Here is a 24,554-nt window from a genome sequence, read left to right as displayed (position 1 = left end):
GCCGACATGTCGGCCGACCGGACCAGGACGGCAGCATCCAGCACAGGTCGCGCGTACGAACCCGAACGCGGGGGCCGAGGATCAGGAAACGGGCTGCTGCAGCTCGATCACCCAGTGGTCCGGGTCGCTCAGCTCAGCCGCGTGGTAGACCTCGCGGCACGGCCCGGCGAACGACAGGCCGCGGGACTCGACCTCACGGGACAGGATCTGCCACGCCTCGCCGATCCCGCTGAGCGGTCCGCGCAGCGTCGTCACGAGGGCTCGCGGCTGCGCCGGCAGGTCGGCCAGCTCGAGACCGGCCGCCGAGGCCTCCGCCTCCCCCACGTCAGGTCCCACGGGGTAGGCCGCGGCGGCGACCATCGAGTCGCCGTCCATCGTGTAGTGCCCGATCGACGGACCGGCGGGCTTCAGGTGCGCGGCCGCCACGGCCTCGTCGACCTGCCCGAAGAGTGGGCCGACGACGGCGCCCACCTCTTGGCCGTCTGCCACGCGGCTGCTGCGCTGGACGACGCGGAGGGCTGGCAGGTCCTGCTCTGTGCAGGGGTCGAGAGCGACTGACGGTTTCATGGTGTTCTCCTTCTCGATCATCCGGAGACGCTGCTCGACCTGCTCGAGCCGCACGCGGTCCGCCTCGATCTGCGCGGCGAGCTCCGCCCGGCGCAGGCGCAGCATCCCGCGCAGCTGCGAGGCCGGCACGTCGTCATCGAGCAGGCGCCCGCACTCCTCGAGCGAGAAGCCGAGGTCCTTGAGCGCCACGAGCCGGTTGACCCGGTGCAGCTGCGTGGTCGTGTACGACCGGTAGCCCGAGTCCGGGTCGACCCGGGCGGGCCGGAGCAGGCCGAGGGCGTCGTAGTGGCGCAGCATGCGCACCGACACCCCGGCCAGCCGGGCAAAGTCTCCGATACTCAACATGGTCCACCCATGGCAGCGCCTGACACGGTGTCAGGGTCAAGCATCCCGGGACAACGCGTTCGATGGGGCGATCCGGCTCCGGTCGCCCGACTGGTCGCCGGACCGGACCCCGATCGCCGCGGCCGGGACAGGTCGCCAGCCGGAGCGGCCCACCGAGGCTCGATCAGTGCGCGGCGAGCCAGTCCTCGAGGAAGGCTGCGACGCCGTCCTCGCGGTGGTGCGCCGTGACGACGGTGGCCGCCTCGAGCGCCGGGTCGACGGCGTTGGCGACCGCGACGGCGGTGCCGGCGACGGCGAAGGCCGACACGTCGTTGTGGTTGTCGCCGAAGAAGACGGTGTCCCCGACGTCGACGCCCAGCTCATCGGCGAGCGCCCGCAGACCGTCGCCCTTCGAGCACGCCGCGTTGGCGATCTCGAGGTAGCTCGACTTGGAGCGGTAGGTCACGAGACCGTGGCGCCCCTCGAGCGCCGCCTCGAGCTGGTCGACGAGCGCCGGGTCGCCCATGGCCATGACCTTGTGCGGAGGCAGCCTGTCGACCGAGCCGCCGGCGACGTACTCGTGCGCGGACTCGGCGCTGGGGTCGACGGCCGTGATGGTCGCCTCGCGCTCGGTCCACTCGTCGGAACCCCCGGCGTACCAGTCGTCCCCGGCGAAGAAGCTCGCGTGGAGCCCGAGACGCTCGCACACGGCATACGCTTCCCGCGCGCCGTCAGGGGCGATGGGCACGTCGGTCACGACCGAGCGGTCCGCGCGCAGCACGAGACCGCCGTTGTAGGCGATGAGCGGGGTGGGCTCCACGCCGCAGAGCCGCTCGAGACCCTCCAGGGACGCCGGCATGCGGGAGCTGCACAGCACGAAGGTGTGCCCGGCCTCCCGCACCGCCCGGATGGCGGCGACGGTGCGGGAGGAGAGGGTGCGTCGGTGGTCGAGCAGCGTGCCGTCGACGTCGGAGCAGAAGAGCGTCATGGGGTGGGGCGCAACGACCTCAGAGACCGAGCTCGCGCGCTGCCTCGGGCGAGCTGTCGCGCAGGAACTGCGTGCAGCGGGCCTCCTCGTCGCTCTCGCCGATGGCGCGGGCGGCCCGGGCGAGCGCGGCGAGCGCGCGCAGGAAGCCGCGGTTGGGCTCGTGCGACCACGGCACCGGGCCCTGTCCGCGCCAGCCGGACTTGCGCAGCGAGTCGAGCGCGCGGTGGTAGCCGGTGCGGGCGTACGCGTACGCCTCGACGTCGCGGTCGCCGTCGGCGAGCGCGTCCTCGGCGAGGACCGCCCACGCGAGCGAGCTCGCGGGGAAGGACGCCGCCACCTGCACGGGGTCGACGCCGGCGTCGAGCTTCTCGGCGGCCGGGTCGACGGCGAGACGGGTCTCGGGGATGCCGAGCAGGTTGTCGCTCACGCGTGGGTTCCCGCCGAACGAAGGGCGGTGCAGGCCTCGACGACGCGCACGGCCATGGCCTCCTCGGCCGCCTTGCCCCAGGCGCGGGGGTCGTACTGCTTCTTGTTGCCGACCTCGCCGTCGACCTTGAGAACGCCGGCATAGCCGGAGATCATCCAGTCCGCGATGCGGCGCGTGAAGGCGTACTGCGTGTCGGTGTCGACGTTCATCTTGATGACGCCGTGGTCGACGGCGGCCGCGATCTCCTCGGGGAGCGAGCCGGAGCCGCCGTGGAAGACGAGGTCGAAGGGGCGCGCGTCGTCGGACAGGCCGAGCTCCTTCGCAGCGGCCTGCTGGGCCTGCAGCAGGATCTCGGGGCGCAGCTTGACGTTGCCCGGCTTGTACACGCCGTGGACGTTGCCGAAGGTCAGGGCGGTCAGGTAGCGGCCGTTCTCACCGGAGCCGAGCGCCTTGATCGTCGCGATGGCGTCATCAGGGGTCGAGTAGAGCTTGTCGTCGATGGCACCCTCGACGCCGTCCTCCTCGCCGCCCACGACGCCGACCTCGATCTCGAGGACGACGTCCGCGGCCTTGGCGAGGGCGAGCAGCTCCTGGGCGATCTGGAGGTTCTCGTCGAGCGGCACGGCGGAGCCGTCCCACATGTGCGACTGGAACCACGGGGTGCCGCCGGCCTGGACGCGCTCGGTGCTCGCCGCCAGGAGCGGGCGCACGAAGCCGTCGAGCTTGTCCTTGGGGCAGTGGTCGGTGTGCAGCGCGATGTTGACGGGGTAGTTCTTCGCCACCTCGTGGGCGTAGGCCGCGAAGGCGAGCGAGCCGCTGACCATGTTCTTGATGCTCGGGCCGGAGAGGTACTCCGCGCCACCCGTCGAGACCTGGATGATGCCGTCGGAGCCGGCGTCGGCGAAGCCCTTGAGCGCCGCGTTCAGCGTCTGCGAGCTCGACACGTTGATGGCGGGGTACGCGAAGGAGCCGGACTTCGCGCGGTCCAGCATGTCGGCATACACCTCGGGGGTGGCGATGGGCATTGCATCTCCTGCTGTCTGGGAAGCGGGTTCACGATCCGCCGTGAATCCTGCCACGTATGCCGTGACGCGCACATGCCGCGTCCGCGCACTGGTGCGGGACGGGACGCTGGCCACCTCACCGTCCACACGGCCATTCGCACCGTCGCCGTCGCCCGCACTCGCCATGACGTCGTTGGTCGCCACGTCCACGACGCTGGCGTCGCGTGCCGCCCGAGTTCGGGACCATGTCGGGACGGACCGGCTCGGCGACGAGCGCAGCGATGTCGTCCGCGGTTCGCTCTCCTCGCAGCAGGACGAGGTCACGCGCTCCTGAGCCGCGGGTCGAAGACGTACGGCGTCGTCGTCGCGACCCGGTGGAGGCCGAGCCGGCGCAGGATCGGCTCGGAGTCGGGCGAGGCGTCGACGCGGACGTACTCCTTGCCCCGCTCGAGGCCGAGCCGGGCACGGTGCAGCAGGGTGGCGCGGTAGAGGCCGCGGCCGCGCCACTCCGGCAGCGTCGACCCTCCCCAGAGACCGGTGAAGCCGCTCTCGTCGTACTCGCTGCGGGCGGCGCAGAGCACCGGCCCCTCGCGGGACTCCTCGATCACCACCACGTCCATCGAGCTCGGCTTGGCCACCCACTCGGGGTAGAGCTGCTCCGTCACCCAGGGGTGGGCCTCGCCCCAGACCGCCTCGGACATGGTGCGCATCCGGACGAAGTCGTCGAAGCCGTCAGCGGCGCGGACGACGACGCCGTCCGGGAGGTCGATGTCCTGAGCTGCGAGCGGCGCGGCCTCGCCGAGGATCAGGGCCTCGTCGTCCTCACGCACGAAACCGGCAGCCACGAGGCGCTCGCCGAGGTCGCGGGGCTCGTCGTAGTCGTACGTCTTCCACTCGACGCGCTGGCCGCGCCCGGCGAAGAAGTCGCGGACGCGGGCGACGACGGCGTCCGGGTGGGTCCCGAGACCGTCAGGGCTCTCGACCATGGCGAAGTGGCCCGCCGGCTCGAGGTCGTAGTGCTTTCGCACGGGTCCGTCGAGCTCGACGGGACGGGAGGCCGTGCCGAGCGGCACCGGAGCGCGCGTCTGGTCGTGAAAGGCGCGCAGCAGCTGCTCCCGCAGGGACTCGGTATCGCTCTGGATCGAAGAGGGGTTCACAGGCAGCAGCCAAGCATGCTCGAATCGCTCTCGTCATGCGTGTTTCCCCGCTCGGCGCCCGCGCTGCCGCCGCCCTCTCAGATGCCCGACCTGTGCCGTTCTGGACGGACCGGGCCGAGCGTCCAGAGCCGCGACCGCCCCTGACCGGGGCCGCACCGCGCACCGACCTGCTCGTCGTCGGCGGCGGGTTCACGGGCCTCTGGGCCGCGATCCAGGCCAAGGAGGCGGACCCGTCGCGGGACGTGGTGGTCATCGAGGCCGGGCGCCTGGCGGACGGGGCCTCGGGTCGCAACGGCGGTTTTCTGGCCCCGTCGCTGACCCACGGCCTCGCCCAGGGCGTCGGCTGCTGGCCCGACGAGATCGAGACCCTCGACCGGCTCGCGGCCGAGAACGTCACGGGCATCGAGAAGACGCTGACGGCATACGGCATCGAGGCGGACCACCACGTGCCCGGCGAGCTGACCCTGGCGCTGACCGAGCACCAGGTGACTGCGGTGCGCGACTCCTACGAGCTGCACCGGGCGCACGGCGTCCCGGTTGAGCTGCTCGACGCGGCGCAGGCCCGGGCGCGGGTGAGCTCGCCGCGCTACCTCGCCGGGATGCACGACCCGGAGGTCGCCCTCATCGATCCGGCACGACTCGTGTGGGGCCTTGCCGGCGCGGCTGAGTCGCTCGGAGTGCGGCTCCACGAACACACTCGCGCAACGGAATTCGACACCGAGGGCGGGGGCGTGCGGGTCTCGCTCGACCATGGCTCGATCCATGCGCGGCGCGTGGTCATCGGCACGAACGCCTCGCAAGGTGTGCTCCTGCGCTTTCGCGCGTGGGTGCTCCCGGTCTACGACCACGTCCTCATGACGGAGCCGCTGACTCCCGCGCAGCTCGACGAGATCGGTTGGAAGGGACGAGAGGGGCTCACGGACGCCGGCAACCAGTTCCACTACTACAGAAGGACGCTCGACGACCGCGTGCTCTTTGGCGGCTACGACGCGAACTACCACTTCCCAGGACGCATCGACCCCGCGCTCGAGCAGTCGGACGCCTCGCACGGCCTGCTGGCCGACCACTTCCTCGACATCTTCCCGCAGCTCGATGGGATCCGCTTCACTCATCGCTGGGCCGGCGTCATCGACACGACGTCGCGCTTCACGCCTGTCTTCGGCACCGCCCTCGGCGGCCGGATGGCGTATGCCGTCGGCTACACCGGGCTGGGCGTCGCCTCCACCCGCTTCGGCGCGGCGGTCGCGCTCGACCTCGTGGACGGCAAGGACACCGAGCTCACCCGCCTGGGGATGGTGCGGCGCAAGCCGATCCCCTTCCCTCCCGAGCCGATCCGGTATGCCGCGGTGCGGGCGACGCGGTCGTCGCTGGCGGCCGAGGACCGCACCGGCCGACGCAACCTGTGGCTGCAGGCGCTCGACCGCATGGGCGTCGGCTTCGACTCCTGACCGGCACCGGCACCGGCACTGGCGCGTGGGAAAGTGCCCACTCGACGAGCGAGGGGTCAGAGGATGACGAGGTCCGTGGGGCGGGTGTTGAAGCGCTCGAGCCCGTCGTCGGTGACGGCCACGATGTCCTCGATGCGCGCGCCCCAGCGACCGGTGAGGTAGACGCCCGGCTCGATGCTGAAGGTCATGCCCGGCTCGACAGGCAGGTCGTTGCCCGCGACGATGTACGGCTCCTCGTGGCCGTCGAGGCCGATGCCGTGCCCGGTGCGATGGATGAAGTGCTCGGCTAGGCCGGCCTCGGCGAGCACGTCCCGCGCCGCGCGGTCGATCTCCTCGCACGTCACGCCGGGCCGCACGGACTCCACGGATGCCGACTGGGCCGTCTGGAGCGCGGCGTAGGCCGAGGTCACGTCCGGCTCACGGGGCGTCCCCACGGCATACGTGCGCGTGCTGTCCGAGCCGTAGCCGGAGGGCAGCGGACCGCCGATGTCGACGACGACGACGTCCCCCTCCTCGATGACGCGGTCGCTGACGGAATGGTGCGGGCTCGCGCCGTTGGGCCCGGACCCGACGATCACGAACTCCGCTGTGGCATGGCCCTCCTCGACGATTGCGGCGCCGATGTCGGCGGCCACGTCGGCCTCGGTGCGGCCGGCGCGGAGCCATTCGCCCACGCGCGCGTGGACCCGGTCGATGGCGGCCCCGGCCGCCCGCAGCTCGGCGAGCTCGGCCGCGTCCTTGCGCATCCGCAGCTCGCGCAGCACCGGACCGGCGAGCTGCTGGTCCGCGGCCCCGGCATCACGCAGCCGCAACAGGTGCAGGGCGGGCGTCATGTCGGACACCGCGACGCGACCGGACGGCACTCCTCCGAGCGCGAGCGCATACGGGTCCTCGCCGTCGACCCACGTGCGCACCTCGACCCCCAGGTCACCGAGCGGCACGTGCCCGAGCCCGGCGTACTCGAGCGCGGGCGAGACGAAGACGGGCGCCACCGCGGGGTCGCTCGGCACGACGAGTGCGGTGAGTCGCTCGAACGAGGAGCCGGCGATGCCCGTGAGGTAGCGCAGGTCTGAGCCGGGGGACACGACCGTCGCCGCTACACCCGCCTCGTCCGCGTGCCGGCGCAGCCGGTCGAGCCGGGAGCGCATCGTCGTGACGTCGGGGACGGAGGAGCTGGCACCCATGCGCCGAACCTACCTCCCAGACGCCTCCACCTGGAGGGGGATACGGGCCTCGGGAGGGCCCGCCTACGCTGAGCCCATGGACGGCCGATGGACTGCCCTCGTGGGGCGGGTGCAGACCTACTTCGGCGTCGACACCGACTGGGAGCGGCTGCCTGCCGACCCGGCCCACACGCGCCGCGTCGACACGTGGCTCGCGCTCGTCTTTCTCGTCACCGGCTCGCTCGGCATCGAGCTGCTGCGCAGCATCGATGCCTTGGGCCCGTTCCAGCACTCGTGGCTGTGGCCCCACGCCGCCGTCCTCGCGGGGACCGTGCCGCTGGTCTGGCGACGGCGTTGGCCCCTCGCCGTTGCCGCCGGCCTGTCCCTGCACTTCTTCGTCGTGGGACTCACGCTCCCGGGCGTCGCTGCGTCAGTCCCCATGCAGGTGGTCTACTTCGTGGCCATCTTCACCGGGGTCGCCTGGGCCCGCGATCGACGCGTCATGATCGGTGTCGTCATCGCGATCGTGCTGCTGATGTTCGGCTGGCTCACGTGGCAGTTCGCCGTCGGTTCGGGCATCGAGCAGGCGCTGAGCCACAACGACAGGCTCCCCGAGCGGCAGGGGCTCTTCAGCCCGGCCTCCGCCTACGTCACCTACACGCTGCTCATCAACGTCTTCTACTTCGGTGGAGCCATCGTCGGCGGCCAGGCGGCGTGGCGGTCGGCCCTGCAGCGTGAACGGCTCGCGGAGCAGGCCCACACCATCGACTCCCAGGCAGCCGGCCTGCGCCGACAGGCCGTCGTCGAGGAGCGGCTGCGCATCGCGCGCGAGCTCCACGACGTCGTGGCCCACCACATCTCGGTCATCGGCATCCAGGGCGCGGCCGCCCGTCGCGTGCTGCGCCACGACGCGGACGCCGCCGAGGGTGCCCTCCGAGCGGTCGAGACGTCGTCACGCGATGCCGTGGCGCAGATGCGAAACCTCCTGGGGACGCTCCGCGCCGACGACGAGTCCCCGGTCGGGCAGCCCGACCGCATCCGGGCACCGGAACCCGCCCTTGCCGACGTGCCGGCTCTCGTGGAGGGGTCGTCGGGGCACGGACTCGAGGTCTCGTGCCACGTCGTGGAGGACGCCGCCGGTGCCGTTCACTCCGTCCCGGCTCCGCTGGGGCTCTCGCTCTACCGCACTGTCCAGGAGGCGCTCGCCAACGTTCGTCGGCACTCGACCGCCGCGGCAGCGACGGTCTTCGTCCGCGTCGACCGACGCCCCGAGCACGGTTTCGAGCACGGCTACGCCGAGGTGGAGGTGCTCGACAGCGGACGCCCGCGCTCGGGTACCTCCGGCACCGGCCTCGGACTGCTCGGGGTGCGCGAGCGTCTGTCGACGCACGGCGGCGTCAGCGAGATCGGGCCCCGGGTCACCGGCGGCTACCGTGTGCGCGTCCGGATGCCGCTGCCCGAGGAGACCGCGTGAGCCTCCCCACCCGAGTGCTGCTCGTCGACGACCAGAAGCTGGTGCGCTCCGGCTTCGCGCTCATCCTCTCGGTGGAGGGTGACATCGACGTCGTCGGTGAGGCCGGCGACGGCGCGGAGGCGGTGCGGCTGACGCGCGCGCTCAGACCGGACGTTGTGCTCATGGACGTGCAGATGCCCGTCATGGACGGCATCGAGGCCACCCGCCGGATCGTCGCCGACGAGCTGGCCAAGGTCGTCATCCTCACGACGTTCGACCGCGACGACTACGTCTTCGCCGGCCTCGCCGCCGGGGCGAGCGGCTTCCTGCTCAAGAACGCGGAGGCCGACCACCTCATCGCAGCGGTGCGGGCCGTGTCGGACGGTCACGCCCTCCTCGCCCCGGAGGTGACCCGGCGGGTCATCGAGCAGATGACGAACGGGCCCTCGGCGGGCACGTCCCGGTCCCCCGAGAGCTTCGGCACAGCGGCCCAGGACCCACGCCTCGACGACCTCACGCCGCGGGAGCTCGAGGTGCTCTGCCTCGTGGGCCGGGGCCTGTCGAACACCGAGATCGCCGGGCGTCTCTTCGTCGGTGAGGCAACGGTCAAGACGCACCTGTCCAACGTCTTCGCCAAGCTCCACCTGCGCGACCGGGTGCAGGCCGTCGTGCTGGCCTACGAGACCGGTCTCATCCCCCTGGGGGAGGCCGCGGGTCAGCCCCGGGACTGATCCTCCGGGCCACCGGCCCGGCCTAGCGTGGCTGACATGAGCCAACCCGGGGACCGATCTCCCAGACCACGCGCCGCGGCGGACATCGAGCTGAGGCACCTGACTCGCACCTTCGGCGAGATCCGCGCCGTCGACGACGTCAGCTTCACCGTCGGCGCCGGCCGACTGACCGGCTTCGTCGGCGGCAACGGCGCCGGCAAGACGACGACCATGCGCATGCTCATGGGGGTGCTCTCCCCCAGCGGTGGTGAGGTCCTCTGGGAGGGCCGCCCGATCACCGCGCTCGACCGGCGCCAGTTCGGGTACATGCCCGAGGAGCGCGGCCTCTACCCCAAGCAGGCGGTGCTCGACCAGCTGGTCTACCTCGGACGGCTGCGCGGTCTCAGCGCCTCGTCCGCCCGGGCCTCGGTGACGACCCACCTCGAGCGCCTCGGGCTCGCCGACCGGGCCAAGGACCACGTCGAGAAGCTCTCGCTCGGCAACCAGCAGCGGGTCCAGATCATCGCCGCACTCATGGGAGCGCCCCGAGCGCTCGTGCTCGACGAGCCGTTCAGCGGGCTCGACCCGGCCGCGGTCGACAACATGGCCGACCTGCTGCGCGAGCATACGGCGCACGGCGTGCCGGTGCTCTTCTCCTCCCACCAGCTCGACCTCGTCGAGCGACTCTGCGACCGCCTCGTCGTGCTCGCCAAGGGCAAGCTCGTCGCCTCCGGCACCCCGGACGATCTGCGCGCCACGTCCGTCACGCGGCAAAGGATCGTCCTCTCGGGTGACGCGGGGTGGGTTCGCGGCATCGGCGGTGTGCACACCGTCGACGTCGAGGGGCACACGGCCCTCGTCGAGATCGTCGAACGAGGCGCGGAGCGAGCGCTCCTCGAGGAGGCGCTACGGCGCGGCGACGTACGCGAGTTCTCACCCCAGCGACCCACCCTGGCCCAGATCTACCGTGAGGTGACGGCATGACGACCATCCAGAACCGCCCCACCGACCACGCCACGCCGCACCACGACGGGGTCGACGACACGATCGACGACGCGATCGACGAGGCAGTCGGGCGCCCGTGGCTCATCGTGGCCGTCCGCGAGATCGCCGTGCGCCTCACCAATCGCGCCTTCCTGATCTCCACCCTCCTCACCCTCGTGCTCATCGGAGGATTCGCCGCCTTCTCGGCCTGGCAGGCGGGCAAGACGACGACCTACACCGTCGCCGTATCCACGGCCGACGGCTCGCGCCTCGTCGAGCAGGCGGCCGCCAAGGCGAGGAACACCGATGCCAAGGTCGTCATCTCTCCGACGACCGTCAGCGGGCGGGAGGCCGCCAAGGCCGGCATCGACCGGGGTGACATCGACGCCTGGCTGCACGAGACGACGTCCGGGTGGACCCTCACCTCAGGCGACGACATGTTGCCGTCGCTGCGGACCCCCCTCGAGGGGGCCCTTCGAGACGTCGCGCTGGCCCGCAACGCGGCCGCGGCCGGCACCACGGTGCAGGCGCTGGAGCGCGGCGCGGCCCTCAGCGCTGACCGGTTCGACGGGCATGCGGTCAACGAGGGCTTCGTTCAGGCCACGACCTTCGCCTTCGCGCTCCTCTTCTTCATGGGCGCGCTCATGTTCGGGCAGCAGATCGCCGCGAGCGTTGTGGAGGAGAAGCAGTCACGTCTCGTCGAGATCATCGCGACCGCCATCCCGCTGCGGGCCCTGCTCGCCGGCAAGGTGGTCGGCAACGCTGTCATCGCCCTTGCCCAGGTGGTGCTCTTCTCCGGCGTGGGTCTGCTCTCGGTGTCGTTCACTGAGTGGTCCTCGCTCCTTCCCGCCCTCTCGACCGCGGTCGTGTGGTTCGTCCTCTTCTTCGCGGTCGGCTTCTTCACCCTCGCATGCCTCTTTGCCGTCGCCGGGGCGCTCGCCTCGCGAACGGAGGATCTCCAGTCCACGACCTCCCCGATGACGACGGCGATCATGCTCGTGTACTTCGCGAGCTTCGCCCTGAGCGGCACGGCCCTCAAGATCGCCTCCTTCGTGCCGATCGTGTCGGTCGTCGCGATGCCCGGCCGCATCATCGCCGGCGACGCCGCGTGGTGGGAGCCGGTCGTGGCGCTCCTGGTGATGGCGGCCTTCTCGGCCGGCACGGTCTTCATCGGCGAGAAGGTCTACCGTCGCTCGCTCATGCAGACGCACGGCAGGCTGTCCTGGAGGCAGGCCCTTCGCACCGTGGACTGACGTCTGCAAGCCGGCCGAGCCACAGCGCGACGTGGGGGTTCGCGAACGAGAACGTCGACGACGTTACGGACGAATGCCGCCGTTGATGACATGTCGGCCACCTGGCTCGGCCACCGGCCACTCCGGTTGACCGATGCCTGTCGTTCCTTGGCACCACCTTGTCGAGTCCTGACCTGAACGGCGAGCGCGGCCCGCCGACCTGGCCTACCGTGGAGAAGACGTTCGGAGGGCTCCGGACGACGACACCCGCGGCCGGATGCTCCCCCGGTCGCACCGAGCAGGCCCCGGCAACCGGATGCGTCGGGGCCTGCTCGATGTCCACGCTCGGCTCAGGCCGGTCGCGGCTCCCGGGCGTCGTCCGGCACGGGCTGGGGCGGCGGCGGGCCGACGTACCGCGCCGCGGGCCGGATGATCTTCGGGTCGCGACTCTGCTCGAGGATGTTCGCGGTCCAGCCCACCATGCGCGCCACACAGAAGGTCGGCGTGAACATCGACGGGTCGAGGCCGGCCAGCTTCATGACGACCCCGGCGTAGAACTCGACGTTCGCGTGCAGCTCGCGCCCCGGCTTGAGCTCGGCCAGCGCAGTCTCGACGGCATCCTCGATGCCGACGGCGAGGTCGACGAGAGGGTCGTCCCAGCCGCGCGCGATCGTCTTGAGCATCTCGGAGCGAGGGTCACGGGTGCGGTAGACCGCGTGGCCGAAGCCCATGATGCGCTCCCCCGACTCGATGCGCTCGCGCACCCAGCCGTCGGCCCGCTCGATCGTGCCGATCTCGTCGAGAGCCTCGAGCGCCCGGCTCGGGGCCCCACCGTGCTTCGGCCCGGAGAAGGACCCGATGGCCCCCACGAGGCAGGCCGCCAGGTCCGCGCCGGTGCTGGCGATGACGCGGGCCGTGAAGGTGGAGGCGTTGAAGCCGTGGTCCATGGTGGCCACGAGGTACTGCTCGACGGCTCGGGCGTCCCGGGCCGACGGCAGGCTCCCGGTCACCATCCGCAGGTAGTCCTGCGCGTGGCCAAGCACCGGGTCGGCGGGCAGCGGCTCGAGCCCGTGATGCAGGCGGTGGGCCGCGGCGAGGATCGTCGGCGTGATCGCGACGGAAGCCATGGCGGCGGCCAGCTTCTCGTTCTCGTCGCAGTCGTAGAGCGGCCGGAGGCCGGTGATGCCGCCCCAAGCGGACAAGGCGGTGCGGACCACCTGGAGCATGTCGCTCGTCGTGGCGCAGATGGCGGGGAGCAGCTCGGCGAGCCGCTCCGGCAGGACGCGCAGCCGTCCGACCTCGGCCCTGAACGCGGCCAGCTCGTCGTCGCTCGCCAGGTGGCCGTGGAAGAGCAGGTGCCAGGCCTGCTCGAAGCCGACCTTCTCGGCCAGCTCGACGGCGGAGTACTGGCGGTAGTGGAAGAAGCCTTCGTCGCCGCGGACGTCGCCGACCTCGGTGTCGGTGACGAAGACCTTCGCGAGGCCTCGCGGGACGGTGACGAAGCCGTCTGCGCTCGGGCTGTCCAGCGGGGTGCCGTTCCGTTTCGTGGTGTGGGTGGACATGCGGTGCTCCTCTCGGGTTCACTCGTCACCATCAGCCATGTTGATCAACATCGTCAATGTTGATCGAGTCAATGTTGATCCGGTCAACACGGGAGGGTGCTGTGAGCGGCATGGAGGGGACGAACGGCTTGGGGGGCGCGTGGATCACGACGACGGAGGCGGCGCAGCGGCTCGGGATCAAGCGGTCCACCCTCTACGCGTACGTCAGTCGTGGCCAGCTGCGCAGCGAGCGTCGCCCCGGCCAGCAGGAGAGCCTCTTCGACCGGGCGCAGGTCGACGCCATGTCCACGGCGACACGCGCCGTGGGCGGGCCGCAGCCGCTGCTGCGCTTCCGCAGCGTCGCCACGTCGGTGAGCAGCCAGTCCAACGGCGAGCTCTTCTACCGTGGCGTGGCGCTGGCCGATGTGGTGGCCCTGAGCTCCCTCGATCAGGCGGCCGCCCTCGTCCTGGGGTCGCCCGCGCCCGGGGCGCCGGCCTGGAGGCCGGCGCGGCCCGTCGCCGGCCTGGACCTGTCGACGCTCCCGCTCGGACGCCGGGTGCCGGTCGCCGTCCAGCTGCTCGCTGCAGCTGATCCCTTCGCGTCCGACACCGACCCCGAGCGGGTCAGGTCCGCGGCCCTGCCGCTCCTCCGCGCGGCCCTCGGGCTCGTGGCCGGCGGGGCCCAGGACACGGACCTCGCAGGGCTGACGCTGGCCGCGCTCGGCGGGTCACCCGCTGCCCGGGCGGACGCCGCAGTGCTCCGGGTGCTGCTCGCCTCCCTCCTCGACCACGGCCTCACCGCCTCGACGGTCGCCGCGCGAGTGGCCGCCTCCACCCGCGCCGGCCTGCCCGACTGTCTGTGCGCCGCGTATGCCGCCATGGCTGGGCCGCTCCACGGCGCCGCTCCCGTCGCTGCACACGCCATGATCGCCGACGGAGCCGACCGCGAGGTCCTGCTCGCGAGGTCGCTGCGCCAGCACGGCAGCGTGGCCGGCTTCGGCCACTTCCTCTACCCCGAGGGCGACCCACGCGCCGACGTGGTCCTGGAGGCACTGTGGCGCCGGCGCGGCACGACCCGGTTGCGCCGTCGCGTCGAGTCCCTCTCGGCGCTGGTCGCCGACCGCACCGACGCCCTGCCCAACATCGACCTCGCCAGTGCGGCGGTGCTCCACGCGCTCGGCCTGCCGGCCGAGGCCGGCGAGGTCGTCTTCCAGGTGGCCCGCTCCGTGGGCGTCGCCGCGCACGTCCTGGAGGAGTACGCGGAGGAGCCGTTGCGCTGGAGAGGTCGCGATCCGTCTGCCTGAGCTCCCGGCGAGGATCGCTCAGGGACGCTGGTCGAAGACGTGCCGGCGCACCCAGGAGTGCATCGCGATCGCCGCGGCCGCCCCGGCGTTGATCGAGCGCGTCGAGCCGAACTGCTCGATGTGCAGGACGGCGGCGCACTCGGCGCGCATCGGGTCGGACAGGCCCGGCCCCTCCTGCCCGAAGACGAGCACGCACCGTCGCGGCAGGTCGAACGTCTCGATGGGCACCGAGCCGGGAAGGTTGTCGACACCGACGAGCACGAGGCTCTCCTCCCGGGCCCAGTCGGCGAGCGCCGCGGCGTCCGGGTGGTGGTGCTCGTGCTGGTAGCGGTCGGTGACCATGGCGCCGCGCCGGTTCCACCGGCGCCGGCCGACGATGTGAAACGCCTTGGCGCCCATGGCGTTCGCCGTCCGGATCACCGAGCCGATGTTGAAGTCGTGGCCCCAGTTCTCGACGGCGACGTGGAATTCGTGGCGCCTGGCGTCGAGGTCGGCCACGATCGCGTCGTGGCGCCAGTAGCGGTATGCGTCGACGACGTTGCGCCGGTCGCCGTGCTGCAGCAGCTCGGGGTCCCAGTGGTCACCGACGGGCCACGATCCCTCCCACGGACCCACCCCGACCGCGGCCGTCGGCTCCGCGGAGGGCTCGGACGGGGTCTCATCCCCTTCAGGCGATGCCACGGGTCCCCCTTCGGGCCAGTCTGGTCGCACATCGGATGCCCGGAAGACTAGCCACCCGACCAACGCCCGGGCGAGGTGGCGGTGCGCGGCCGGGTGGCGACAGGAGACCTGCGATGCGGTCCACGACACCTCCTCCGTCCGGCGGCCGACACGAGCACCGCGGCGGAGGCCGACCGCCCAGCGGGCGCCGAACCGCGATGTCCGAAGAGGGCTCCCGCATCGACCGGGTGATCGAGATGGTCACCGTGCTGGTGCTGGGCCTCGCCACCGTGGGGACGGCCTGGTGCGGCTACCAGGCCGCCCAGTGGAACGAGGTCCAGAGCGAGGCGACGACCACGTCGACCGAGCAGCGCGTCGAGGCCAGCCGGCTCTTCGGGGTCGCGACGCAGGAGGCGAGCTACGACAGCAGCATGCTCGCCCAGTACGCCCAGGCGGTGCAGGCCAGGAACACGCAGCTGGTCGCGTTCTACCGGACGACGCTCATCCGCGCCGAGCTGCTGCCCCTGATCGACGACTGGGAGGCCCAGATCAAGGCGGGGAGGACACCGACGAGGCTGATCGAGGACACCAGCTACGTGGACGCCCAGCTCGGGCCCTACCGGACGGCCATGAGCAAGGCGGTCGCCGCGACCAACGTGGCCTCGCGCGCGGGGGACGTCGGGCAGGACTACGTGATCAACACCATCCTGCTCGCGGTCGCGCTCTTCTTCTGCGGCATCACCACGAACTTCCGCTACCGACCCGCGGAGCTGCTGCTCCTCGGCGCCGCGATCGCGACGGTGCTGGTCGCAGCCGTGAACCTCGCGGGCCTGCCCATCGCCTGAGACCCACAGGTGGCCGACAGCGCGGATTCAGGCTGTCCCCGGCACACGGCATACCCTGTCACCCATGCACGCACTCGCCGCCCTGCCGGCCATCGCCCCGGCCCTCGGCCCCAAGTGGATGGATCCCACCTACCTGCTGGAGCAGTACGGCAGTGCGTTCTTCTGGATCGCCATCGCCATCGTCTTCATCGAGTGCGGCCTGCTCTTCCCGATCCTGCCCGGCGACTCGCTGCTCTTCGCCGTCGGCCTCTTCATCGCGACGGGTCAGATCCACGTCAACCTCGGGGTCGCGATCGCGGGGCTGACCGTGGCGGCATTCCTGGGCAACGTCGTCGGCTACGAGATCGGCAGGGGCGTCGGACGGCCTCTCTACAAACGGCAGGGCCGGTTCATCAACACCGCCAACTTCGACAAGACGAACACCTTCTTCGACAAGTACGGCAACCGCGCGCTCGTGCTCGGACGCTTCGTGCCCATCGTCCGCACGTTCATCACCGTCGTGGCCGGGATCGGCCGGATGCACCGCCAGCGCTTCTTCGGCTGGAGCGCCGTCGGCGCCGTCGCCTGGGTCGTCAGCGTCACCCTCCTCGGCTTCTTCCTCGGTCAGGCGTTCCCCGGCCTGACGAAGAACATCGAGTACGCCATCCTCCTCGTCGTGCTCGTCTCACTGGCGCCGATGGTCTACGAGTTCGTCAAGCACCGCCGCGAGGCCCAGGCGGTCGCGGCCGAGAGCGCGGAGGCGGCCGGCGACATCGCGGAGCGGACGACCCGGACGACCGGCTCGGAGCGGACCTGACCCCTTCGGGACTTGCCCTGATGCCCTGACGCTCCCCTCACGGCGGAGCAGACTGGAGGGTGCAGGGGCGATCGGAGGACGTCATGGCAACAGCCACCGAGACCCGGCAGTCCAGCGGGTCCGACCTCGGCGAGAGCTACCGGCGCAGCGTGCAGTGGTGGTCGCGGCAGGTGGCCGCGGTCGGCCCGGACCAGTGGGAGCTGCCCACGCCGTGCAGCGAGTGGACGGTGCGCGACCTCGTCAACCACGTCGTCGGGGAGGAGCTGTGGACCTCGCCGCTCATGCACGGCCACACCATCGCGGAGGTCGGTACCCGCCTCGACGGCGACCTGCTCGACGACGACGCTCGTGGCGCGGCGGCGTCCGCAGCCATCGAGGCGCTCGGCACGGTCGAGCAGGTGCTCCCGCGGCACGGCACGGTGCAGCTGTCCTACGGCGAGGAGTCCATGGACGAGTACGTCCGCCAGCTCCTGGCCGACCACCTCATCCACGGCTGGGACCTCGCGGCGGCGATCGGCGCTGATCGGACGCTCGACCCCGCGCTCGTCGCCGACGTGGCGGCCTGGTTCGACGGCACGGAGCACGCCTACCGTTCCGGCGGGGCGGTCGGACCGCGTATGCCGTCCAGCGGTGACGCGCAGGCCGACCTGCTCGCACGCTTCGGCCGCGACGCCGTATGGGGTCCGGCGCATTCCGGCTTCGTGGCGTTCACCGCCGCCTTCGGTCGGGGCGATGTCGACGGGATCATGGCGCTGATGACCGACGACTGCGTCTTCGAGGCGACGGGACCTGCTCCGGACGGCCTACGGCATGAGGGCGCCGCTGACGTACGTGCGGTCTGGGAGTCGCTGTTCACCGGGACGGGGAGCCCGGCCTTCACGACCGAGGAGTCCTTCGTGGCCGGGGACCGGGGCGTGCTGCGCTGGCGCTTCGACTGGACGGCCCCGGACGGCTCGCCCGGGCACGTCCGCGGGGTCGACGTCGTGCGCATGCGCGACGGCCTGGTCTGCGAGAAGCTCTCCTACGTCAAGGGCTGAGCCCGGGACACCGGCCCCTCAGGGGTTGGGCGTGCCGGCGTCCGTCGTCGGGTCGGGCTGCGCGGCGCCGGGGGCCTGGGCCTGCGGCAGGGCGCCGGGCGCGGCTCCTGGCTTCGTGGACGGTCCGCCGACGGCGCCGGGCTGGGTCGACGGCGCAACGGCGGGAGCTCCGGTGGCGGCGGAGCCGCCGACGGCGTTGTCGCCGCCGAACGAGACACTCGGCACGACCGCCTCGGTGGCGGGCGCCTCGAAGTACTCGGCCCGCTTCACGCCGGCGATGTTGGCGACGACGTTGGACGGAACGGACTCCACCTTGGTGTTGAGCTCACGGACGAGGGCGTTGTAGTAGCGGCGCGAGCTCGCGATGCGATCCTCGGTGCTGGTCAGCTCCTGCTGCAGGGCCAGGAAGTTCTGATTGGCCTTGAGGTCGGGGTAGGCCTCGGCGACGGCCATCAGCCGGCCGAGCGCCTGGCTGAGCTGGCCCTCCGCCTGGGCCGCTGCGCCCGGCGTCGGCGCCCCGGACATCGCCGCGGACCGAGCCGCCATGACGGCCTCGAGGGTGCCGCGCTCGTGGGTGGCGTACCCCTTGACCGTCTCGACGAGGTTGGGGATGAGGTCGTGGCGGCGCTTCAGCTCGACGTCGATCTGGCGCCAGCCCTCCTCGACCTTGTTGCGCAGCCCGATCAGGCCGTTGTACATGACGACGCCCACGACGGCGAGGAGCACGACGAGGCCGAGCAGGATCCAGACGATGATCATGGCTTCTCCCGAGAGCTGGGCGGTCAGTGTGCCGATCCTAGTGCGAGCGCGCCTGCGCGCACCGGGCCGTTGCTGCGACGGGTCGACCCGGTGGACGGCTCCGGCAGCGACCCTTGGCTGTCGGATGCCGGCCATAGCGTGTGGGCATGACGACGCTCCGGTTCACGGCCGAGCTGTGGCGCTGGGAGGCGCAGACGAGCTGGTTCTTCGTGACGGTTGCGCCCGACGCGGCGGCACGCATCGGCGAGGTGCCGCGGCCGCCCCGCGGCTTCGGCTCGGTCCGGGTGCGTGCGACCGTCGGAGGCACCTCGTGGACGACGTCCGTCTTCCCGGATGCGACGCGCGGCGCGTACGTGCTCCCAGTGAAGAAGGCGGTCCGTCGGGCGGAGGGGCTCGACGAGGGCGACCCGGCCGAGGTCGTGCTCGAGGTGCTCGAGTGAGCGCGCCCGCCCGAAACCGGGTCGACCCCTTGGGAGAGGTCGTCGCCGCCCCCGGCCTCGGCGACGTCATGGGCAACCGCGGCCGACTGCACGACGGCGCCGGCACCCGGGACGTGCGCCGGCACCACGTCGGGCGCGCGTGGATCACCTGTCTGCTCGACTTCCGGGGTCGCCGCGTCCGTCAGTGGGACCCGGGCCACTACACCCCGCTCTTCTTCCTCGACGAGGCGGTGGCGCTGGCGGCCGGCCACCGCCCCTGCGCCGAGTGCCGTCGCGTCGACTTCTCCCGCTTCCGCGACCTCGTCGCCGCTGCGCATGGCACCACGCACCTGGCGGCACCGGGCCTCGACAGGCTGCTCCACGAGGAGCGCTGGGACCCGCGGCGCCGCACCCGCCGGCTGCACGCATACGCCTGGGGTGACGTCCCCGTCGGCAGCTTCGTGCTGCTCGGCAGCGGGCCCGCTGTCGTCACCGGCGACGGTCTGCTGCCGTGGCAGCCCGACAACACGTATGCCGCGTCGACCGTTCCGAGACCGGGTGCCGGCACCGCGACGGTGATCACCCCACCGTCGTCGGTCGAGGCGCTCCGTGCGGGGTACCCGGTGCGCGTGGGGCGCGTCGGGGGCACCAGCCCGGGGCCTCAGGCGAGCCCGAGCTCCTCGAGCGAGAAGGCGTAGCGGTAGTCCACGCCGGCCTCGGCGGTGATCCGCACGCCGGCACCGGTGGCGCGGTCGGCGATGGTCGCGACGGCGACGACCTCGGCGCCGTCCTCGCGGGCGGCCTCGACGGCTGCGAGCGGCGAAGCGCCGGTGGTCGTCGTGTCCTCGACGACGAGCACCCGGCGGCCCTTGATCGACGGACCCTCGATGCGCTGCTGGAGGCCGTGCGCCTTGCCGGACTTGCGCACGACGAAGGCATCGAGCCGCTCACCGGCAGCGGCTGCGGCGTGCAGCATCGAGGTCGCCACGGGGTCGGCGCCCAGCGTGAGGCCACCGACGGCGGCATACGAGAGGTCCTTGGTCAGCTCGCGCATCACGATCCCGACGAGGGGCGCGGCCTCCCCGTCGAGCGAGATGCGGCGCAGGTCGACGTAGTAGTCGGCCTCCTTGCCGGAGCTGAGGGTCACGCGACCGTGGACGATCGCCTTCTCCTTGATGATCTCGAGCAGGCGGGCACGTGCGGCGGCGGTGTCAGTAGCGGTCACGAGGCTCCATCGTAGGGCGCCGCGCCAGACCCCAGACCTCGCGCCGCCACCGGCCTCATCGTGCCTGGCGCGGCGGGTTGCTCAGGCGAGCTGGGCTGGTGGGACGCCGTGCGCGCGCAAGGTCGCCGCCACCTGCGCGGCGTCCCCGTTGCGGTAGGTCAAGGCCGCGCTCTGCGGCATCGGCTCACTGACGGGATGGTCATGGTCCGCGGGGTCACCCCACCCCTGTGCGTCGTCGTGCAGCTCGACCCGTGCGTCCACGCCCTGGGCGCGCAGCTCGGCTACGATCCGAGCGACGTCCTCCGGCGAGCCGCCCCAGCCATAGCTGAACTCGATTGCTGCCCAGCGTTTCCGGTCGGCGACGACCAGGGCGACCAGCGGCACGGCAGCGAGAGCGGCACCAGGCCATCGCGGCAGCGCGAGGGCCGCGCACACCGCGACGCCGACGGCTACCGCCGCGAGGCAGGCACCCAGCAGCGCGGTCCACCCGGCGGCGTTGAGCCGCGCCGTGCGCAGCCACGGCCGGCGACGGGCGCGGCCACGACCCGGCGTTGCCGGGGAGTGCTCCGCATTCCCTCGCGCCCTCGCCATGAGTCCGATCGTGGCACGACACTCTTCGGCGATGGCCCGATCGGGCAGGAGCGCCTTGACCGGGCCATGGTTGACGCGCTCGGAGGCGGGCGCGACATTGGGACCGTGAACCGGGCGCTCCCGGCGTTGGCAGGAGCAGCGTGGCTGGTGATGCTCCTCGAGGCCGCTCCCAGCGGTTCAGTCCTGCCAGCTGGTGCTCTCGGGGCCGTCCTCGTGGCCTGGTTGGTGGCCGGCTACCGCTGGGCGCTCGACCGCCGACGGGCGGTCGCAGTCGCCCGACCTCGCACTCGCTCTGGCACTCGGTTTCGTCGTCTTCGACGTGGCGGGCCCGGGGGTCGGCAGCACGCTGCTGCTGGTGGTCGTGGTGGTGCAGGCCGTCATGCTGCTCCCGCTCGGCTGGGCGGTGGTCGTCGCGCTGATCGTTCCGTTCGTCCACGTGGGGATGCCCATGGTCGACGGGCTGCGGGAAGTCGTCAGCACCGGGCTCGCGTGTGCCTTCGCCCTCGTCCTCGCCGCCCTGCACCTGCGCGAGCAGCAGGCCCGGTCGGAGCTCGCCGAGGCCAACCGGCAGCTGCGCCGGCTCGGTGCGCAGGCCGAGGAGCTGGCGACCATGCGCGAACGGACCCGCGTCGCCCGGGACATCCACGACGGGCTGGGGCACCATCTCACGGTGGTCGGCATGCAGGTCCAGGCAGCGAGGGCGGTGCTGGGCAGCGACCCTGCTCGGGCGGATGGCCTGCTGAGCCAGGCAGAGGACCAGGCGCGACAGGCGTTGCGGTCGGTACGTGAGTCGGTGGCTGCCCTGCGCGCAACCCGTCCGGACCAGCGGCTCTCGGACCAGCTGAGGACGCTCGCGGCGGAGAGCGGGTCGGCCGGTCCGTCCACCTCCGTGCAGGTCGAGGGGTCTGAGCGCGTGCTCGACGGCGAGACCCAGGTTGCGCTCTACCGTGCCGCTCAGGAGGGTCTGACCAACATCCACAAGCATGCGCACGCCCACACCGTCGTGCTCCGGCTGACCTACCGTCCGGACACCGTGTCTCTCGAGGTCCGTGACGACGGTCGCGGCATGGGCGGCCACGGCGGCGGGTTCGGGCTGGTCGGCATCCGTGAGCGAGTCGATCGTCTCGGCGGCTCGCTGAGCGTCGAGTCCACACCGGGCACCGGCGTGGCGGTCCGCGTCGAGCTGCCGGGATGAGCACCGACCGCCCCGTGCGGGTGCTCGTCGTCGACGACCAGACGTTGTTCCGAGAGGCGCTGACGACCCTTCTGGACGCGCGCGAGGAGGTCGACGTCGTGGGAGGCGCGGCGGACGGCGCCCGGGCGCTGGAGCTGGTGGCCGTGCTGCGACCCGACGTCGTGCTGATGGACCTGCGGATGCCCGTGCTCGACGGCGTGGCGACGACGAGGAGGCTGCTCGTCGAGCATCCCGAGGTCCATGTGCTCGTGCTGACCACCTTCGACGGTGACGACGAGGTCTTCCCGGCGCTGCGTGCGGGCGCTGTCGGCTACCTGCTCAAGGACGCAACCGCGCCGCGGCTGGTCGAAGCCGTCCTTGCGGCAGCTCGGGGGGAGTCCGTCCTCCAGCCCTCGGTGGCCGCCAAGGTCCTGGCCCGCATGAGTCAGCTGCCCGACCTTCCGGACGAGCCACGCCCCCAACCGCTCGTCGACCCGCTCACCTCCCGCGAGCTGGACGTCCTGCGGGCACTCGCCGACGGGCTCACCAACCGGGAGGCCGCCGAGCGCCTCTACCTGTCCGAGGGCACGGTCAAGAACCACGTCACCAACGTCCTCGCCAAGCTCGGCGTGCGCGACCGCACCCAGGCCGCCCTTCGGGCTCGGGCGCTCGGCCTGCTGTGAGGGTCATGCCGAACGGGTGACCTGATCCGTGACGTCTGGCACGTCCGGCGCACACGTCCCGGGACCGACCATCGTCGGCATGACCACTTTCACGACCTCGTATGCGGCGTCCACGCCCCGCGCGTGGGCCCGCCGGATCCTCCGCTCGCGGCTCGGCCGCTTCGTCACGGCCTACCTCGAGATGACGCTCGCAATGGTCGTCGGCATGGGGCTGTTCGGCGCCATCTGGGACAGCGTCTGGCCCGGCCTGACCGCCCGGCCGGACGCCATGGCCCTCACCATGGCGTTCGACATGACCCTCGGCATGTCGATCTGGATGTGGGTGCGCCGGCACGCCGGCCGCCACATCGCCGAGATGTCGGCCGTCATGGTGCTGCCCTTCCTGGCCCTGCTGCTCCCCTACCGGCTGGGCCTCCTCCCCGGCGACGCGCTGCTCACGTGGGGGCACGTCGGCATGTTCGCGCTCATGGCGGTCGTCCTGGCGTGTCGCCCGCACACCACCACGGCGCCCCCCTCCCGGAAAGGTCTCTGACCGATGTCTCGTCCTGCTCCTGCCTCCGCCGTCCTGCTCGTCACCGGCGCCGTCCTGGCCGTCGTGGGAGGCATCCTGCACCCGCACGAGGAGCCCCCGAACTCCCATGCGGCCGTGTTCACCGAGTACGCCCACAGCACCGACTGGGTGTGGGTCCACTACCTGCAGTTCCTGTCAGCGGCTCTCGTGGTGGCGGGGTTCCTCGTCCTCGGTCGCGCCCTGCAGCGAGTGGGCGCCGCCCCGGCCCTCGTGCGGGTCGGCGACGCGGCCGCGGCCGCCACCGTGGCCCTCATCGCCGTCAACATGGCCGTGGACGAAATCGCCCTCAAGCGTGCTGTCGACGCCTGGGCGCACGCGCTTCCGGAGGACAGGGCGTCGCGGTTCGCCCCCGCGGAGGCGGTCCGCTGGCTGGAGTGGGGCGTGAACTCGTTCTTCACCATCCTGCTCGGACTGACCCTGCTCGCCTTCGCGGCAGCGCTCCTGAACCTGGGACATCTCGGCAGCCGTGTGCGACTGGCCGGTGTCACCGGAGCTCTGGCGGGCGGCCTGCTGATCGTCAACGGGTTGTCCATCGGGGCGCACGGCTTCGAACCGACCGCCCTTCCCCTCATCGCCAGCGGCCTCTACATCGTCATGGCGCTCTGCATCCCGCCGCTGGACCGAGCTGTCGACGCGACCGCTGCGCCTCGATCGCCCTCCGTCGAGGACCAGCTCGCCACCCGCTGAGCCCGACCCCGGACGAGCCAGGGACCTGCGCCCCTGGTTCGTCTGCTCCTCACATCTGGGCCCTCAGCACGTCGACCTCGCATCCCGGTGAGGAGGGGTCGAAGCCGTGCTCGACGAGCCAGCGAATCGCGGTCAGGCTCCGCAGTGACCACCAGCCGCGGACGACGTCGAGGTCGACGTCACTGCCGTAGCCGGCCACCACGTCGCCGAGGTGTTCCGGGTGTCCGAGGGTCAGGCTGGCGAGGTCGTACATGGCATCGCCCCCACCCGCCTCCGACCAGTCGAGGACGCCGGTGACCTGGTCACCATCGACGAAGACGTGAGCCACCTGCAGGTCCCCGTGCATGAACACCGGAGTCCAGGGTCGGAGTGCAGCCCCAGCGACGTCGCGGTTGCGCCTGACCAGGGCGCCAGGAAGGACGTCGTTCGCCAGCAGCCAGGCGCATTCGCTGTCGAGGGTCGCTGCCTTCTCCTCGAGGCTCGCCCCGGGCCACGGCGGCAGCGGCGCGTCGTGCAGCGTCCGTACCGCCGCACCAGCCGCGGTCCACGCCGCCGTCGACGCGGTCGATGGTCGGCCCAGCCGGCCGAGTGCCTTCCCGGGCAGACGGGCGAGCGCCAGCACCGGCGGCTGGCGCCACAGGATCTCCGGAACGGGAACAGGCGCCGTTGTCATGGCCTCGACCTCGATGTCGGCGCGTGCCTGGTCAGCGTCGATCTTCAGGAAGACCTCCCCCACCCGAAGCGTCGCCCGCTCGGAGTGGGCCACAACGACCTCGACCTCATCCACACCGGTGAGTGTCACGCA

The 24,554-nt window shown here is 71.9% G+C and carries 28 protein-coding genes; 16 read left to right on the top strand and 12 right to left on the bottom strand.

Features of this window, described 5'->3' with window-relative positions; genetic code table 11:
* Positions 1–81 precede the first annotated feature (81 nt).
* The 4 genes from AC3WRT_RS06645 to fbaA all read right to left on the bottom strand — a co-directional run bounded on the left by AC3WRT_RS06645 (position 82) and on the right by fbaA (position 3,331).
* Positions 82–912 (bottom strand): MerR family transcriptional regulator, encoded by an 831-nt coding sequence (locus AC3WRT_RS06645; protein ID WP_492720604.1) that lies wholly within the window; start codon positions 910–912, stop codon positions 82–84.
* Positions 913–1,075: 163 nt separating this feature from the next.
* On the bottom strand, positions 1,076–1,879 hold the full coding sequence (locus AC3WRT_RS06640; RefSeq protein ID WP_492720602.1) for a Cof-type HAD-IIB family hydrolase: 804 nt from the start codon (positions 1,877–1,879) through the stop codon (positions 1,076–1,078).
* 19 nt (positions 1,880–1,898) lie between these two features.
* Positions 1,899–2,306, bottom strand: coding sequence for a DUF3151 domain-containing protein (locus AC3WRT_RS06635; RefSeq protein WP_492720599.1), 408 nt, complete (start codon positions 2,304–2,306; stop codon positions 1,899–1,901).
* Entirely contained in the window at positions 2,303–3,331 is a 1,029-nt protein-coding gene (gene fbaA / locus AC3WRT_RS06630) for a class II fructose-bisphosphate aldolase (protein ID WP_492720597.1), read from the bottom strand. Before fbaA ends, AC3WRT_RS06635 begins: the two co-directional genes overlap by 4 nt.
* A 163-nt stretch (positions 3,332–3,494) precedes the next feature.
* On the opposite strand from fbaA, the gene AC3WRT_RS06625 reads away from it, so the two are divergent.
* On the top strand, positions 3,495–3,644 hold the full coding sequence (locus tag AC3WRT_RS06625; RefSeq protein WP_492720595.1) for a hypothetical protein: 150 nt from the start codon (positions 3,495–3,497) through the stop codon (positions 3,642–3,644).
* Here the strand turns inward: AC3WRT_RS06625 and AC3WRT_RS06620 are convergent.
* Positions 3,631–4,467, bottom strand: a complete 837-nt coding sequence (locus AC3WRT_RS06620; RefSeq protein ID WP_492720593.1) for a GNAT family N-acetyltransferase — start codon at positions 4,465–4,467, stop codon at positions 3,631–3,633. The genes AC3WRT_RS06625 and AC3WRT_RS06620 overlap by 14 nt on opposite strands.
* A gap of 35 nt (positions 4,468–4,502) precedes the next feature.
* On the opposite strand from AC3WRT_RS06620, the gene AC3WRT_RS06615 reads away from it, so the two are divergent.
* Positions 4,503–5,915 carry an NAD(P)/FAD-dependent oxidoreductase gene (locus AC3WRT_RS06615; protein ID WP_492720591.1) on the top strand — a complete coding sequence of 471 codons (1,413 nt, stop codon included), beginning with the start codon at positions 4,503–4,505 and terminating at the stop codon, positions 5,913–5,915.
* Positions 5,916–5,971: 56 nt separating this feature from the next.
* On the opposite strand, the gene AC3WRT_RS06610 is transcribed toward AC3WRT_RS06615, so the two are convergent.
* Positions 5,972–7,099, bottom strand: a complete 1,128-nt coding sequence (locus tag AC3WRT_RS06610; RefSeq protein WP_492720589.1) for a M24 family metallopeptidase — start codon at positions 7,097–7,099, stop codon at positions 5,972–5,974.
* 76 nt (positions 7,100–7,175) lie between these two features.
* Here AC3WRT_RS06610 and AC3WRT_RS06605 point away from each other — a divergent pair, with 76 nt between their 5' ends.
* Genes AC3WRT_RS06605 through AC3WRT_RS06590 form a run of 4 tightly spaced genes read left to right on the top strand, consistent with a single transcriptional unit; the run spans position 7,176 to position 11,478 of the window.
* Positions 7,176–8,552, top strand: coding sequence for a sensor histidine kinase (locus tag AC3WRT_RS06605; RefSeq protein ID WP_492720587.1), 1,377 nt, complete (start codon positions 7,176–7,178; stop codon positions 8,550–8,552).
* The gene (locus tag AC3WRT_RS06600; protein WP_492720585.1) at positions 8,549–9,262 is read left to right on the top strand and encodes a response regulator transcription factor; all 714 of its coding nucleotides are present in this window, start codon (positions 8,549–8,551) and stop codon (positions 9,260–9,262) included. Before AC3WRT_RS06605 ends, AC3WRT_RS06600 begins: the two co-directional genes overlap by 4 nt.
* A gap of 36 nt (positions 9,263–9,298) precedes the next feature.
* A complete protein-coding gene (locus tag AC3WRT_RS06595; protein ID WP_492720583.1) occupies positions 9,299–10,225 on the top strand; it encodes an ABC transporter ATP-binding protein in 927 nt (308 codons plus the stop codon).
* Positions 10,222–11,478 (top strand): ABC transporter permease, encoded by a 1,257-nt coding sequence (locus tag AC3WRT_RS06590; RefSeq protein WP_492720581.1) that lies wholly within the window; start codon positions 10,222–10,224, stop codon positions 11,476–11,478. Before AC3WRT_RS06595 ends, AC3WRT_RS06590 begins: the two co-directional genes overlap by 4 nt.
* Positions 11,479–11,807: 329 nt before the next feature.
* On the opposite strand, the gene AC3WRT_RS06585 is transcribed toward AC3WRT_RS06590, so the two are convergent.
* Positions 11,808–13,019, bottom strand: coding sequence for a citrate/2-methylcitrate synthase (locus tag AC3WRT_RS06585; protein WP_492720578.1), 1,212 nt, complete (start codon positions 13,017–13,019; stop codon positions 11,808–11,810).
* A 110-nt stretch (positions 13,020–13,129) separates the two neighbouring features.
* Here AC3WRT_RS06585 and AC3WRT_RS06580 point away from each other — a divergent pair, with 110 nt between their 5' ends.
* Positions 13,130–14,302: a citrate/2-methylcitrate synthase gene (locus tag AC3WRT_RS06580; protein WP_492720664.1), complete on the top strand. Its 1,173-nt coding sequence runs from the start codon at positions 13,130–13,132 to the stop codon at positions 14,300–14,302.
* An 18-nt stretch (positions 14,303–14,320) separates the two neighbouring features.
* Here AC3WRT_RS06580 and AC3WRT_RS06575 read toward each other — a convergent pair whose 3' ends face one another.
* A complete protein-coding gene (locus tag AC3WRT_RS06575) occupies positions 14,321–14,983 on the bottom strand; it encodes a TrmH family RNA methyltransferase (RefSeq protein ID WP_492720575.1) in 663 nt (220 codons plus the stop codon).
* 197 nt (positions 14,984–15,180) lie between these two features.
* Between AC3WRT_RS06575 and AC3WRT_RS06570 the strand changes: the two genes are divergently transcribed.
* From AC3WRT_RS06570 to AC3WRT_RS06560, 3 genes are all read left to right on the top strand, one after another.
* Complete coding sequence (locus AC3WRT_RS06570; protein ID WP_492720573.1) at positions 15,181–15,807, top strand: hypothetical protein; 627 nt, start codon at positions 15,181–15,183, stop codon at positions 15,805–15,807.
* A 64-nt stretch (positions 15,808–15,871) separates the two neighbouring features.
* Complete coding sequence (locus tag AC3WRT_RS06565) at positions 15,872–16,603, top strand: DedA family protein (RefSeq protein WP_492720571.1); 732 nt, start codon at positions 15,872–15,874, stop codon at positions 16,601–16,603.
* An 83-nt stretch (positions 16,604–16,686) separates the two neighbouring features.
* Positions 16,687–17,640: a TIGR03086 family metal-binding protein gene (locus tag AC3WRT_RS06560; protein ID WP_492720569.1), complete on the top strand. Its 954-nt coding sequence runs from the start codon at positions 16,687–16,689 to the stop codon at positions 17,638–17,640.
* Between the two features lie 18 nt (positions 17,641–17,658).
* Here the strand turns inward: AC3WRT_RS06560 and AC3WRT_RS06555 are convergent, their stop codons facing one another.
* Positions 17,659–18,399 (bottom strand): LemA family protein, encoded by a 741-nt coding sequence (locus AC3WRT_RS06555; RefSeq protein WP_492720566.1) that lies wholly within the window; start codon positions 18,397–18,399, stop codon positions 17,659–17,661.
* A gap of 146 nt (positions 18,400–18,545) precedes the next feature.
* On the opposite strand from AC3WRT_RS06555, the gene AC3WRT_RS06550 reads away from it, so the two are divergent.
* Positions 18,546–18,839 (top strand): DUF1905 domain-containing protein, encoded by a 294-nt coding sequence (locus AC3WRT_RS06550; RefSeq protein WP_492720561.1) that lies wholly within the window; start codon positions 18,546–18,548, stop codon positions 18,837–18,839.
* Positions 18,836–19,516, top strand: coding sequence for a hypothetical protein (locus tag AC3WRT_RS06545; RefSeq protein WP_492720557.1), 681 nt, complete (start codon positions 18,836–18,838; stop codon positions 19,514–19,516). Before AC3WRT_RS06550 ends, AC3WRT_RS06545 begins: the two co-directional genes overlap by 4 nt.
* Here AC3WRT_RS06545 and pyrE read toward each other — a convergent pair.
* Together pyrE and AC3WRT_RS06535 are read right to left on the bottom strand one after the other, a co-directional pair.
* Positions 19,480–20,043, bottom strand: coding sequence for an orotate phosphoribosyltransferase (gene pyrE / locus AC3WRT_RS06540; protein WP_492720554.1), 564 nt, complete (start codon positions 20,041–20,043; stop codon positions 19,480–19,482). The genes AC3WRT_RS06545 and pyrE overlap by 37 nt on opposite strands.
* 81 nt (positions 20,044–20,124) lie before the next feature.
* Complete coding sequence (locus AC3WRT_RS06535) at positions 20,125–20,634, bottom strand: hypothetical protein (protein WP_492720551.1); 510 nt, start codon at positions 20,632–20,634, stop codon at positions 20,125–20,127.
* Positions 20,635–20,953: 319 nt separating this feature from the next.
* Here AC3WRT_RS06535 and AC3WRT_RS06530 point away from each other — a divergent pair, with 319 nt between their 5' ends.
* The 4 genes from AC3WRT_RS06530 (at position 20,954) to AC3WRT_RS06515 (ending at position 23,749) form a co-directional block, all read left to right on the top strand.
* Positions 20,954–21,829 (top strand): sensor histidine kinase, encoded by an 876-nt coding sequence (locus AC3WRT_RS06530; RefSeq protein ID WP_492720549.1) that lies wholly within the window; start codon positions 20,954–20,956, stop codon positions 21,827–21,829.
* Positions 21,826–22,491 carry a response regulator gene (locus AC3WRT_RS06525; protein ID WP_492720546.1) on the top strand — a complete coding sequence of 222 codons (666 nt, stop codon included), beginning with the start codon at positions 21,826–21,828 and terminating at the stop codon, positions 22,489–22,491. The genes AC3WRT_RS06530 and AC3WRT_RS06525 overlap by 4 nt, the downstream gene beginning before the upstream one ends.
* Before the next feature lie 79 nt (positions 22,492–22,570).
* Positions 22,571–23,023 carry a hypothetical protein gene (locus AC3WRT_RS06520; RefSeq protein WP_492720544.1) on the top strand — a complete coding sequence of 151 codons (453 nt, stop codon included), beginning with the start codon at positions 22,571–22,573 and terminating at the stop codon, positions 23,021–23,023.
* A gap of 3 nt (positions 23,024–23,026) precedes the next feature.
* Entirely contained in the window at positions 23,027–23,749 is a 723-nt protein-coding gene (locus AC3WRT_RS06515; protein WP_492720542.1) for a hypothetical protein, read from the top strand.
* Positions 23,750–23,798: 49 nt separating this feature from the next.
* On the opposite strand, the gene AC3WRT_RS06510 is transcribed toward AC3WRT_RS06515, so the two are convergent.
* Complete coding sequence (locus AC3WRT_RS06510; RefSeq protein WP_492720539.1) at positions 23,799–24,536, bottom strand: phosphotransferase family protein; 738 nt, start codon at positions 24,534–24,536, stop codon at positions 23,799–23,801.
* Positions 24,537–24,554 lie beyond the last annotated feature (18 nt).

The organism is Terrabacter sp. FW104-15G4B, from assembly GCF_058790095.1.
This window is presented reverse-complemented; position numbering and strand designations above follow the sequence as displayed.